The sequence below is a fragment of the Kosakonia sp. genome (genome assembly GCF_032052965.1).
In the GTDB taxonomy this organism is placed as follows: Bacteria; Pseudomonadota; Gammaproteobacteria; order Enterobacterales; family Enterobacteriaceae; genus Kosakonia.
Genome location: NZ_DAMBVN010000001.1, coordinates 408,821 through 422,480 on the forward strand (window position 1 = coordinate 408,821; position 13,660 = coordinate 422,480).

At 57.2% G+C, this 13,660-nt stretch carries 8 protein-coding genes; 1 reads left to right on the forward strand and 7 read right to left on the reverse strand.

Features of this window, described 5'->3' with window-relative positions; genetic code table 11:
• Positions 1-15 precede the first annotated feature (15 nt).
• Entirely contained in the window at positions 16-2,091 is a 2,076-nt protein-coding gene (glgX, locus tag RTX30_RS01985) for a glycogen debranching protein GlgX (protein WP_312686292.1), read from the forward strand.
• Between the two features lie 40 nt (positions 2,092-2,131).
• Here glgX and RTX30_RS01990 read toward each other — a convergent pair whose 3' ends face one another.
• Genes RTX30_RS01990 through RTX30_RS02020 form a run of 7 tightly spaced genes read right to left on the reverse strand, consistent with a single transcriptional unit; the run spans position 2,132 to position 13,525 of the window.
• Positions 2,132-4,333: a glycosyl hydrolase 2 galactose-binding domain-containing protein gene (locus RTX30_RS01990; RefSeq protein WP_312686294.1), complete on the reverse strand. Its 2,202-nt coding sequence runs from the start codon at positions 4,331-4,333 to the stop codon at positions 2,132-2,134.
• The gene (locus RTX30_RS01995) at positions 4,330-7,023 is read right to left on the reverse strand and encodes a response regulator (protein WP_312686295.1); all 2,694 of its coding nucleotides are present in this window, start codon (positions 7,021-7,023) and stop codon (positions 4,330-4,332) included. Before RTX30_RS01995 ends, RTX30_RS01990 begins: the two co-directional genes overlap by 4 nt.
• Positions 7,020-7,457 carry a globin gene (locus RTX30_RS02000; protein ID WP_312686296.1) on the reverse strand — a complete coding sequence of 146 codons (438 nt, stop codon included), beginning with the start codon at positions 7,455-7,457 and terminating at the stop codon, positions 7,020-7,022. Before RTX30_RS02000 ends, RTX30_RS01995 begins: the two co-directional genes overlap by 4 nt.
• Positions 7,454-8,860 (reverse strand): DUF3131 domain-containing protein, encoded by a 1,407-nt coding sequence (locus RTX30_RS02005; RefSeq protein WP_312686297.1) that lies wholly within the window; start codon positions 8,858-8,860, stop codon positions 7,454-7,456. The genes RTX30_RS02000 and RTX30_RS02005 overlap by 4 nt, the downstream gene beginning before the upstream one ends.
• Positions 8,845-10,389, reverse strand: a complete 1,545-nt coding sequence (locus RTX30_RS02010) for a DUF3131 domain-containing protein (protein WP_312686298.1) — start codon at positions 10,387-10,389, stop codon at positions 8,845-8,847. The genes RTX30_RS02005 and RTX30_RS02010 overlap by 16 nt, the downstream gene beginning before the upstream one ends.
• Positions 10,386-11,714 carry a DUF3131 domain-containing protein gene (locus RTX30_RS02015; protein WP_312686300.1) on the reverse strand — a complete coding sequence of 443 codons (1,329 nt, stop codon included), beginning with the start codon at positions 11,712-11,714 and terminating at the stop codon, positions 10,386-10,388. Before RTX30_RS02015 ends, RTX30_RS02010 begins: the two co-directional genes overlap by 4 nt.
• Positions 11,711-13,525, reverse strand: a complete 1,815-nt coding sequence (locus RTX30_RS02020) for a glycosyltransferase (protein WP_312686302.1) — start codon at positions 13,523-13,525, stop codon at positions 11,711-11,713. The genes RTX30_RS02015 and RTX30_RS02020 overlap by 4 nt, the downstream gene beginning before the upstream one ends.
• Between the last annotated feature and the right edge of the window lie 135 nt (positions 13,526-13,660).

Consider the following 13,660-nt stretch of genomic DNA (forward strand, 5'->3'; position numbering starts at 1 on the left):
GATAAAGAGGAATCTATGTCTGACGGTAAACTTTTTTATATTACGGCAGGGCAAGGGCAGCAACTCGGCGCTAATTTCGATGGCGAGGGTGTTAATTTCGCGCTTTTTTCAGCGCACGCGCAGCGTGTGGAACTCTGTTTGTACGATCCCAGCGGAAAAGAGGAGATAGCCCGCCTGGATCTGCCGGAAAATACGCATGAGATCTGGCATGGCTATGTGCCTGGTCTGCAGCCTGGCGCACTCTATGGCTACCGGGTGCACGGTCCATTTGATCCGGAAAATGGGCATCGTTTTAACCCAAACAAACTTCTGCTCGACCCGTATGCGCGTGAGATTGTGGGCGATATCGCGTGGAATGCTGCGCATTACGCTTACGATCTGGGGCACGAAGATAAAGATTTGACCTTTGACGAGCAGGACAGCGCGCCGTTTACCCCTAAGTGTCGGGTCATCGATCCGCAGGCCTTTGACTGGCAGGATCAAGGGCGGCCCGCCATCGCCTGGCCACACGCGGTGTTCTACGAAACCCATGTAAAAGGCTTTACCCAGCTTAACCCTGCTGTGCCGCCAGAACTGCGTGGCACATTTGAGGGGATGGGGCACGCCGCTTCGGTAAATTACATCAAAAGCCTCGGCATCACTTCGGTGGAACTGTTGCCCGTGCACTGGTTCCCGGACGACCAGCACCTGCTCGACAAAGGCCTGCGCAATTTCTGGGGGTATAACACGCTCGGCTTTTTTGCGCCGGCCACACGTTATTACGGGCCGCGGGGTATTCAGGGTTTCCGCGATATGGTGCGGGCGTATCATGACGCCGGTATCGAGGTGATCCTCGATGTGGTTTACAACCACACAGCGGAAGGCAATGAACTGGGGCCAACTCTGTCGTTTAAAGGCATCGATAATTTCTCGTACTACCGCACGTTGCCGGATCAGCATCGCTACTACATCAATGACACCGGCACGGGCAATACCGTCAACACCTCCCATCCGCGCGTATTGCAAATGGTGATGGATTCTCTGCGTTACTGGGCCGAATCCATGCATGTCGACGGCTTTCGCTTCGACCTGGGTACGATCCTTGGCCGCGAGCCGGAAGGGTTCGACCAGCGCGGCGGCTTTTTTGATGCAATGACGCAGGATCCGGTACTGTCGAAGCTGAAACTGATTGGTGAACCCTGGGATATCGGCCCTGGCGGTTATCAGGTCGGCGGTTTTCCGCCTGGCTGGGCGGAGTGGAACGACAAATACCGTGACACGCTGCGGGAATACTGGAAGGGCGATAACGTCTCGACCGATTTTGCTGCCCGTTTGCTCGGCTCCGGCGATTTATACGATCAGCGCGGGCGTCGCCCGTGGGCGAGCGTCAACTTCATCACCGCGCATGACGGTTTTACACTGAATGACCTGGTGTCGTACAACGAGAAACACAACGACGCCAACGGCGAGGACAATAACGACGGTCACAATGACAACCGCTCTTACAACTATGGTGCTGAAGGCGTCACCGACGATGAAGGCATCAATACGGTGCGCGAGCGGCAAAAACGTAACTTCCTCGCCACGCTGCTCTTTTCCCACGGTAGCCCGATGCTGCTGGCCGGAGATGAATTCGGCCGTAGCCAGCAGGGTAATAACAACGGTTACTGCCAGGACAATGAGATCTCGTGGATCAACTGGGATGCGCTGCAAGGGCAGGGTGAACAGTTGATGGCGTTTACCCGCCAGTTGATTGCGTTGCGCGCATCGCAACCGCTGCTGCGCCGGGAAAACTGGCGCGATGGCATGGTGATCCGCTGGTACAACGCGGGCGGTGGCGAGCAGCTACCGGAACAGTGGGATGAAGGCACCACACTGGGCGTCTATATTGGCCGGCCAGACCTGCAAACTGAACCGGGCATCTGGCACGACGTGCTGATGTTGTTTAACCCCTTCGAAGGCACCGTTCCCTTCCGCATTCCGCAGTTTGGCGAAGGTGGCTGGGTGCTGGAGTTAACCACCGCCGATACGGCAAAACGCGGAATTGTTATCACCAAAGAGAAGGATTTTGAACTGGAAGGGCGCAGCATCGCGCTGTTCCGCCGTCCGTAAATGGAGGCGCGCCAGGCCTGGTGGCCTGGCGCGTTGCCTGTCACTGTTGCGGGGTGACCACCGGGGTTTGCCACGTATTTTCTCCGCGTACTTTCCCTTGCGCGTCGATAATCTGATAGGTCACTTCAACGTCTCCTGCGCCCTGGGGCGTGGCGGACACCTCGGCGACCGTTACCCCACTGTCAGCCTCCACGGTAAGCTGCTTTTGCTCCGCCACCAGCGTCTGATCCTGCTGCGTAACCTGCCATTTCAGCGTGCAGTCGGTGCAGGGGGTTTCGGTGTCGTTAATTGCCCACAGGCGCAGGGTCGCGGGTTGCCCGCTTCGCCACTCAGCGCTCACAGGTTCAATTGAGGGGAGCAACGGCTGATAGGCCTTTTGCAGGGCGTAGTAGCCTTCTTTTGGCTGGCGCAGGTAATCCACTACCCCCCAGTTGATGGAAGGCCAGGTTTCAACAAACATAAACTGGAACAAGGCGGTGACCGGCTGGTAACGCTGGCGACGGTAACTCTCTGCCGCCATTGCCACCAGTTGTGCCTGGTAGTGCTGAGTATTGTGAATAAACTCTTCCATTGTATTGCCGCGCGGGATATGGGCGAACTTAAACGTCTGGAAAGGCTGAAAATTATGGTACTTCCAGATAACCCAGCCGGGATCGTCGGCCGCGGTGGTCGCGGGCCAGCGTGACGCAGGTGGAATGATTTTTTCAAGTGTGGCGAGTTGCGGAAGCGCCTGCGCGCCGAATTCCGTAATGATGCCGGTTTTCGCCGGTGCCAGCAGGTCACGCATGACGCCAAAATACCAGCCCTGCCAGTAATGTTCTTCCACCGCAGAAAAACGATGAACGATCCGCGTATTGTCTTCTGCCAGCGTATCCGCTACCCGTTCCGTCAGTGTTCGATTCAACCCCTTATGCCAGTCGGGGAAACGCTTCTCCATCCACGGTGAGTTCCACGGGGGTTCGTTATGCCCACCCCACACAATAATGGAGGGCGCATTGCCGAACTGTTCTACCATTTCGCGGGTTTGCCGCACCGCGTTGTCGGTAAAGGCGGCGCTGTCATCATAGCCCCATTGCAATGGCACATCCTGCCACAGCATCAGTCCCAGCTCATCGGCGACCTGGTAGAGTTCACGGTTCGCCACATGGCCATGAACGCGGATCGCATTCGCGTTCATGGCCAGCACCAGACGCAGGTCGCGGCGGTATTTCTCGGCCGTCATGCTGCTGAGCCATGGGGAGCCAATGTAATTAGTGCCTTTAATAAACAGCCGCTTATCGTTGATTAGCCAGCCCTTGTTGTCCGGCTGCTCATCCACTTTGCGCAGCCCGGTGCGGCGGTTGGCACTGTCCATCACGCCTTCGTTGTCGGTCAGCCGGGCACGCACCTGGTATAAATTTGCCTTACCCAGGCTTGCCGGCCACCAGAGTCTGGCGCCGTCCATGGGCAGCGTGACCGTGAGGCTCTGGGTTTTGCCATTACTGGCTTCCAGCGTCACGGGCTGTTCCAGTTGGTATGATTGCCCGTAGAAATTCGCGGGATCGGCTTTCAACCGCAGCGTGGCGGGACGGGTGCTTTTTGTCCGGTAGCGGATTTCGGCACGTAACGCCGGTTTTTGCAGCCCGTTTTGCCAGTCCGGGCGCAAAATCACTTCATCGATGACCGCACCCCGGCTCAGATGCAGGCGCACCGGTGCCCAGATGCCGCCAGAGTTCGCATCCTGGCCCTGTGGCGACCATGCGCCGCCCGGCCGGGTATCATGCTGGTTAAGCACACCTTTTATCAGGGCCTTATGCAAAGGCCAGAGGGTTTTCGGATCTTCAAACGGGCTGTCGACGCGCACAGCCAGATGGTTACGGTGACGCACGCTGTCCGTAACATCGACCGCGAAGCGCTGGAAATACCCTTCGTGGCGTGTCAGGTGCTGACCATTCAGGGAAACGTCGGCGTAATAATCCACCCCATCAAACACCAGCGTTGCCAGCGTATCTGCTTCAAGCGCGGGCAGGGTGAATTCATGGCGATACCACATTGCCCCCTGGTGATCATACCCGGCGCTGTACCAGTTGGCCGGAACGGCAAGCGTGCGCCAGTCGGTGGTGCGGTCCGTGTCGCCATTAAACGTGCCATCGTTGGCGTCATGCACCCGCCAGTTGCCAGCCAGTGACCAGCTCACCGGCGTGGGTGTCGCCCCGGCAAGGGCCGAAAAGGCGAATAACAACGTGACAACGTAACCTTTCATGAGATCTCCTCCCGATGTTGCAGCCAGCCGGCTGCGCGCTGGCGCTCCTGTAGAAACTGGCTTAACAGAGTGGCGAGTGCCGGTTCATCCAGACTCTGCGCCTGCGTTTCCAGTTCCTGCAGCACTTCACTCAGGCGGGTAAACCCCAGCGCAATCGCTTCGCCCCGCAGTTTATGCGCGTCGCGGCGCAGGGCTTCGCGATCCCGGCTGCTGACCGCCTGCTCAATACACTGCGAGAGACTCAACAGCCCGCTGCCAAAAATGGTGAGCAGTTCGTTCATAAATTGCTGATCGCCGCCCAGTTGCTGTAACAGCGCGGTCTCCTCCGGTAGCCCATCAATCAAATCCGCAGGCGGGGCTGGGGGCTCACCGGCAACGCGGTTCAATTCGGCGGCCAGCGCGTCGCGGGTGACGGGTTTTGCGATATAGCCATCAAAACCCAGCGCCAGGCAGCGCTCTTTGTCACCCTGCATGGCATGGGCGGTCATCGCCACGACCCGTTGCGGTGTTAAGCCGCGCTGGTGTTCCTCGTCGCGCAGCAGGCGAATGGCGGTTTCACCGTCCATGCCTGGCATTTGCAGATCCATCAGGATCACATCCCAGTGGCTTTCATGCCAGCAGGCGAGCGCGGCGCTGCCGTCATCGACGATATGACAATGGTGGCCGAGCTGCTCCAGCAACCGGTTCGCCAGTTTCTGGTTTACCAGGTTGTCTTCCGCCAGCAAAATGCGCAGCGCCTGATGCGGCACGCTGGGGTAAGCAGGCGTGTCGATAACCGTGCGGGCAGCAGGTACGGAGACGACCGGGTGCAGCAACGACGCGATGGCCTGGTGTAACTCACTGTGATCCACCGGCTTGTGCAGGTAGTGAGAAATGCCAATACGCTTGAGCATATTTCTGTCGAAGTGGCGGTTCATCGAACTGAGCATGATAATGCGGCTATGGCTGGCTTCGGGTAGCACTGACAGCTCCAGCGCCAACGAGATGCCATCCATATCCGGCATTTGCGCATCCAGCAGAATGAGCGGGAAAGGCGGGCTTTGCGCCGCCAGCGCCAGCGCTTCCAGCGGTTTATTAATACAAACGGGCGTCAGGCCCATGCTGGTCAGCTTGGCCTCCAGCAAACGCAGATTGGTGCCGTTGTCATCAACGACTAACACCCGCTCCCCGTGAAATTTCAGCGCTTCTGTAGCCGTCATCTCGTTTTCAGGTAAGCCTTCCAGCGGCAGAGTGAAAGCAAACTCGCTCCCGGCACCCGGCGTGCTGCTAACGGTCAGGTTGCCGCCCATCATCGCCACCAGTCTGGAGGAGATGGTCAGCCCCAGCCCGGTTCCACCGTAACGGCGCGTGGTGGAGCTGTCTGCCTGGCTGAAAGCTTCGAAAATCAGTTTTTGTTTCTCCGGCGGAATACCAATACCGCTGTCGCGTACCCGAAAACGCCAGCTCCGGCCTGCGTCTGTGGGTTCGATGCTGAGCAACACTTCACCCTGGTGAGTAAATTTCAGCGCATTGCTGATCAGGTTGGTGAGGATCTGGCGCAAACGGATGCTATCCACCCGTACGACGTCCGGTAACGTGGGGGCAATATCGACCAGCAGTTCAACCCCTTTCTCGCTGGCGGCAGGCATATGCGGGCGGATCAATGACTGAATAAAAGGGCGGATCTCCAGCGCTTCGTCATTGAGGAGGATTTTCCCGGCTTCAATTTTCGAAAAGTCGAGAATGTCATTAATGATGTGCAGCAGTGCCTGGGCGGAACTCATTACCAGCGTCAGGTATTCGCGCTGTTCGGTATTGAGTTGCGTTTCAAGGCAGAGTTGCGTCATGCCCAGTATGCCGTTCATGGGCGTGCGGATCTCATGGCTCATATTCGCCAGGAACGCGCTTTTCGCCTCATTGGCCTGGCGAGCGGCATTCGCGGCTTCAATGGCAATCAGTTCGGCTTCTTTGCGGCGGTTAATGTCCTGCAAGGTGCCAATAACCCGTTCCATTGCACCGTTCAGACTCAGGGTCGTCACCTGGCCGGATAACAGCATCCAGCGCCACGCATCCTGTGGATGGCGAATACGGATTTCACACTCAAACACCGGGAAATGGTGCGCCCGTGAGCGCAGGACGGCCTTCATTAGCCTGGGGCGATCGTCGGGGTGCACCCGTTGCAACATGCTGCTGGCGCTGTATTGCCAGTTTTCACGTGGCTGGCCCACCAGCGATAATAGCGTGTCGCTGACTTGTAAAAGATCCGGTGAGACCTGCCAGTCCCAGATACCAATATGAATGGATTCGGCAGCCAGTAAAAAATCGGCGTGCAGATCCTGGCGCGAGCGCTGCGCCATATCAAAGTGTGAAATATCCGTGTGCAGGCTGATAATGCCGCCATCGGGCAGTCGGCGGTGCTGAACAAACAGTCGCTGCTCCCCGGTGACCCGGACTTCGTAGTGATTGTCGAGCCGGCAGTTACCGAGCACCGTCTCTTTCAGCGCCTGGCGTCGCGCCGGTTCAGTATTGAACGCGCTATCGATAAAGTGTCCCGCCAGCGCCTCCAGGGTGGTGCCTGAGCGTAAATGTGGCGCTATCGCCGGGTAAAACGCGGCGATTTTCTCATTCCATGCCACCAGTTTTTCGTCGGCGTCATACAGCATCACCGCGACGGGGAGCAGGTTGATGTCGATCCGGGAGGCGGAGGTCATGATTGTGCCCCGGCCTGATAGTGCAATTCCGCCTGCCGTCGCAGATACTCTAGCCCGGGGGCGATAGCCATTGCCCAGGCGGTAAGGATCTCCTCATCGCACTGTGGGTCGCGCTGCCGTACCGTGTCGAGCATGGCCTGCCGCCAGAGGGCGAAGAAGCGGGGCGGCAGGTGCAAGCCGCTGTCGCTTTGGTCGCGTGCCAGTTTTTCCAGAAAATCGGGGACAAATAGCGAGCCATCGACGGCCAGCATGGCAAAAAAACTTTTAAAGATGAGCTGGCGGCCCTGTTCGGCGTTGCCGAGTAAGAAATGGCGCTCGGTTTCCGGCGACATGGTGACGAATGCCTGATAAAAGGCGTTAAAAAACGGCTTCTTATCATCCTGAGGGAAAACCCGGCTCAGGCTGGCCTCAAAGAGATCGCGATAAAATTTCATTTTTTCTTCTCCATCCGGGGTTCGCCGGGTAAGCAGAGTCCCGGTGCGTTGAAGACATCGGTTGCCCGCAGGGTGAAGTAGCTGTCGTTTTCGATAATCCCGTGCTGAAACAGTGGGCCGCCATGAGCCTTGTAGAACAGCGTTTCGAGGATCATCGCGTTGGTGGACAGGGTCACTGTGCGGTTAACATCGCCAGTGGCTTCGACCCGGCCTTCGTACCAGCCGCGTTGTGGATCGTTCGCACGTTGTGTTACCCGCATCAGGGCATCGGTAAAGGGATCATCCCACAGTACCCACAGAGCAAACACCGCTTTGGTGGAAACCTGCGCCAGCCGTGGATAGTACTTGCCGTCCGCGCCGAGTGTGTTCCAGGCGTAACCGTTGCCCCAAACGGTGTCTTCAACATGCCACGGGGCCTGTGTCAGGGCATAATCGGCGCGCGCAGTGAGGACTTTCTCCTGTTCCCAGCGGGTTTGCTGGGTTTGCCATACCAGCCTGGCGCGATCACGGATCGCATTGCGGACCTCGCTCTCCACCCCTGGCAGTTGCCAGCCAAACTCCAGCCCCGGCAGCATGTAAGGCAGGGTGGAGAGGGTGGAGGGTTGCCAGGTGGTGCGCGGGTCGCGGGCGTCGACTGCCAGCGCGCGACGGTAAATAATGACATTGCGCGAGGGCGGTGCGAGCGCTTTTTCCGGCGCAAAGCCCCACAAACGAAAGGCGCTGGCTGCATATTCACTTTCGCCCAGTCTTAACTCTTCGCGCAGTACCGGGGCGCCATTCTGGAGGGAGGAGGACCACAGTTCGCCGTGCGTATCGATCACCGGGCAAAAATTCCAGCGCAGCACAATCTTGTCGAGATACTCCTGATACTGCGGTGCCCATTCGCTGACCAGTCTTAACGCCAACAGCAGTCGCGCCATATCCCGTGCTGACCAGCCGTTGCGTTGTGGATTGCCGGCAAAATCCACCAGCGTGGCATTCTGCGTGGAGTAGAGACGGCCTGGCGTGCGGGTGTCGGAGAGCGCCAGCCGGTTCAGCGTGCCGAGGATCTGCGTCAGGCGGTGATCGAACGTTTCCTCGTCGATAAGCGCCAGTTCCCGTGCCGCCAGCAGGGCAATCAGCGTATCGCCCATTTGCCATAGCGTGGCACGGGGCTGCGTGTCGCTGCCGTTAACCAGCCCGGTTTGCGGCTGGGTATTATTAACGAAATAGCGCCAGGCAACTTGCGCCCATTCACGCTCCTGCGGCGTCAGGGGCGTAATACGCGCAGTGGTGTTCCACCCACCTTTGGTTAGCCAGCGCCAGCCCGCGCCATCATTTCGCCACAGCGCAAACAGCGTCAGCGCTGCGATGAAAAGGCACAGCAGCGCAACCCCCCCTTTGCGACTTACTGTTTTAAGCATGAGGCCGCCACCGGAGGTAATTTCACAGGCTCATCTTCTTTACAGGATGCGCACTGGCATGCCTGGCAACTTGATGGGGTACGCAGCGCGGTGCCGGTCTGCTCACACCAGCTTTTTACCCCGGGCGTTGCAGCGAGGAAAGGGCGGTTGCGTTTGGTGTTGTTCTCTTCAAACAGATCGACCAGCTTTTTCTCCCATAACGATGGCGCAAACGCGGTGTCTTTCGGGTTTTCGGTGTTAAAGCGCAGCAGTTTGCCCTGTTTTTTAAACATCAGGGCTTCCAGCATGATGCCGTTATTATTGGCGGTGAACTCTTTAATTGGCCCGCTGCCGTTTTCGTACAGCCCCTCGTAGTAGCCTTTGCCTTCTTCGTTGGCGTTCTCGATGGCTTTTAGCAGGCGATCGGTGTAGGGCGAGTCCCACAGCACCCACATTCCCAGCGCCGCTTTCAGGGAGACTGCAGACGTTTCCGGTACGTACTGGCCTTTATCGGTAATGGTGTTCCAGTTAAAGCCGTCGCTGAATACGGTGTCATAGACAAAGTAAGGGGCTTTATCGAGCTGATGCTCAGAGCGGGCGGTGAGCACACCGGTAATGGTGTAGCGGTTCTCCTGCGCCTGATAGACCCTGTCGGCGAAGTTTTTCATCCACGGGTGCGAGAAGTTATTGTCATTGCTGTGGTCGCTGGCTTTGTCAAAACCCATTTCCAGCCCGTACAGCAGGTAGGATTCGGTCACCACATAGTTATGCTGGAAGGTTTTGCGCGAGTCGCGTGAGTCATAGGGCACCAGCACGCAGTAAATATCTGCCAGGTCATAGGGTTGCGGGCGGCTGGCCTGGCAGGTGTTGAACCCCCATAACTGGTACCCTGCCGAGGCATATTCTTCGTAACCCAGTCGTCCTTCCTGCACATATTTCGGCTGACCGTTTTCCAGGTAGGAACCATACAGCGTGCCGCACCCGTCAATCACATGGCTGAAATCCCAGCGCAGCACCACGTTATCAATGCCGTTGCCATATTCCGGGTAGCGTTCTTTGATGATTTTCAGCCACATCAGCATACGGCCAATATCCAGCGCCGAGTAGCCAATCTCGCCGGGTTTGTTCAGGTAGTCCACTTTCTGTGCCGTAATGGTGTTATAGGCTTTGTTTGGCAGCTCATTGCGGAATAACTGAATGGTATTGAGGGTGGCAAGAAACTTAATGAACCGCCGATCAAATTCGGCTTTATCGATGATCCCCAGTTCCCGCGCCGCCGTCAGCGCCGCCAGATAAGAGGCGCTGTCCCACATTGTGGTGGAGGGGTACTTGTTCACCGCATTCACCAGCCCGGTAGTGGGTTGATAGTTGGCAACAAAGTACTGCCACGCGTTTTTCGCGATCTGCATCTCCTGTTTCGTCAGATCCCCGTGACGAGCCGGATAGTCAGATGCTGGCAATCCTGATGCGGCCTGTGCGCCGGTTACCACCAGCCAGAGCGCGACAATGCCAGCCCAGCGGCGAAAAAGCGTCAAACATTTCAACTTCATGGTGTTGCTCCTGCTGGGGTTGTGCGGACAGGGCCAGTCATACAGCCAAGGCACAGCATCTGCCCGTGCGCGATAAACGAAAGACTCTCCAGAACGACGGCGTTGGTATCCGCATCGATCACGTTATTCACACTGTTATTGAGGTTGAGACCGCGCTGCCATCCCTTTCCGGGAACCTGAAGCGTGACCACCTGTTCACGCAGGGCTTCACTCCACGGGTTGCGGAACAGGGCATACCAGGCAAATGCTGAACGCGTGGAGGTGATAGCGCTCTGTTCCGGCGGCGCGGTACTGCTGCCGGGGCGGTTCTCTGGCTGGCTGTCCGGCAGAGTGTTCACGTAATCCGGTGCGGGTTCAGCGTAATCGGTACTGATCGGCGGTTTGCGTACGCGCAGGCTATTGCGACGCTGCTGGATCTGCATAATGCGCCAGGCAATTTCACCGCTTTGCGCATCAAAACCCGTCTCCAGCCCGGTAAGCAGATACGGCAGGCTGATGAGCGACGGCTGTCGTCCCCACGGGGTGCGTAACCCTTCGTCAGGAACCATAATGCCGTCGATATCGATCATCGTCTGGCCTTCCGGGGGATTGGTGACCGCCAGTCCCGCTTCGCCACCAATCAGGCGCAGCGTATTGCTGGCGTAGAGTCGGTAACCGTAGCTGTTTCGCGGTTCGTCGGTGGCAAGCGTCCAGTGATGCACCGGCAATGAGGCGCGCGTGGTTTCTCCGCTTGTTACCAGCGCGCTGGCGTTCCAGAGGGTGAACAGATCGCGAATTTCAGCGCTGTGCTGCGGGTAGCGCCATAACAGGTTTTGCAGTGCCATCAGCAACCTACCCATGCCGATGGCGGAGCTGTCAGCGTGCCCGAGGATTTTTAACGTATCTGCGTGGTAATAACTGGCCGGGATGCCCTGCGGGTTAAGCGGTAATCGCCCGAGGCTGAACAGCGCGGCGGTCACGCGTTCGTCAAACTCATCAACGGTGATAATGTCCAGTTGCCGGGCAGCCATGGCGGCGAAAAGGTAACTGCCGGTGCTCCACAAACTGAACCAGGGTTCACCATCACGCGCATTGGCCAGGCCATTAGGCTGGGTGTTATTCACGTAATATTGCCAGGCGACGCGCGCCCAGACGGCTTCATTAAATGTTAATTCCCGTGGCGCCGGCAGCGGCGGAAACGCTTTGCTCAGCACCATCCCTGTGCTGCTCTCCACCCGGGTCGGCATCTGGCGCTCTACCCACACCACAATGGCGAAGCCCAGTAAAAAACCGAGCAGGATAGTGATATAGCTGCGGGCATTCAGCAATGCATCGCGCATTTTCATTGCGGCGACTCCTCATCAGGCGGTGTCCACATGGCCGCGAGGATCAGCGGGAGCATGGCGGCGATGTTCACGCCGCCCCAGAAAATATTGATCACATAGCCAGAGGGATCATCCACCTGTCCACGCGCGACCTGAATGCCGCCCCACAGCAGGCCGAGCAGCGTCAGCGCGACAATGGCAATTTGCGGTTTAACCAGGTAAAGAAAACGACCCGTTTGCCGCTCCTTGGGCGTGACATGGAACTTGATCTGCTCGCCACGCAGCACCGTATCCAGCGCCCGCAAATTCATTGAGAAGAAAGCAAGGTAAGAGGCCCGTCCATCCCAGGCGGATATTCCCCAGGTGCCAAACATAAACGCCAGCTCAGAGACGATAAAAAACGGTAAAAAATGCAGGTAAAACGGCGTTGACCACGCAGACACCGGCGGAATGCCGGTAAACAGGTAAATGATTGGCGAGATCAGGAAGACGGTGTTCCAGACACAGGCCAGATAGGACCAGAAAGTCGTGGCATACATCAGCGTCTGTGGCAGTGAGAGTTTAAAACGGCGACGGGAAAAAATGTTGTCATGGAACAGAATATCCAGCGATCCGGCGGCATACTTAAACCGCTGGATCATCCAGGTCAGCATATCCTGCGGCGATAACATCTTGGACTCAATACGGGGATGCATCACTGAACGCCAGCGGCGCGCATCGTCCCCGTGCAGCACAATCGACGTGTAGATATCTTCAGATACGTGGAATTTATACGGCGTTAGCTCGGTGTCGTAGAGCACATGTGGGCGCATCGCATCCTGCAGGGCTTCACGCATGCCGGGGTCACGGATATCACGGGTATGGCGTTCGATCTCGGCATCCACATTCCACACATAGCTGCGTAACGCGGCCTGCATCACGGCTTCGCGGCGATGAATAGACGCGGCGCCGCAGCAAAAGGCCGCATTCGCCCAGTTGCGACGACGCAGGATCACATCGTAAAACATGCGCGGATCGTTGAAAAAGGGATCACGCCCGATGGTCACCGGGCCGCAGACCTTTTCCAGCACCCAGCCCAGCCCGAAACCGGCTTTCCCGGTTTTTCTTGCCAACCAGCGCGGCAGGCGTTCGCCTTCCGGTAAATCGAAAAACCACTGCGGGGTTTGCACCCAGGCAACATCCGGATCGCGAAAATAGCCCAGTGTGTGGCTTAACAGCGTCGGAAAAACACGGGTATCGGCATCGCAAATCACCACAAAGTCGCCGTCGGTCTGTTCCAGACCATTACGCAGGTTTCCGGCTTTGTAACCCATATTGTTTTGCCGGGTGATGTAGTTAACGCCTTCCTCCTCACAGACGGCTTTCATTTCGGGCCGCCGTCCATCGTCCAGCACATGAATGCGGTAATCCAGCGGGCAGGGATAAGCCATTTTCAGCGCATCGCGGATCGACAAACGGACCAGTTCCACATCTTCGGAGTAAGTCGCAATAAACAGGTCGACTTTCACGGGCCTCGACTCCACGGCGTCTTCCGCGTGGTGGCAGTCGTTAATATCAGCAGGCGGGGCTTTTTGCGGCGGGTCCTTATCCTGCCAGAGATTGATGGTAAACAGCACCGTGCCAATCCAGGCCAGTGTTTCTGCAACGATCAACGGAATGGCATACCATAACGCATCCATATTCAGCGATTCTGTCCAGCGCCAGCGAATATAGTTTGCGCCGAGTACCAGCGCGGCAATAGCCAATATTTGCCACGTTATTTTCACCCAGCGTGGCGTGGTCAGTGGTTCCGGCGGTCGACGATCTTCAAATTTCGAAAAATAAAAACCCATAACGGCAGATATCCTGATCTGTTAATTATTCACATTCGAATAATAGGCGCTGTAAAGATAAAGCCAGGGAAGTTCTGATAGCCGAAAAAAACCTTTTAAAGTCATTGTAGAACCCCGCTTGTAACTTTCAAGAAT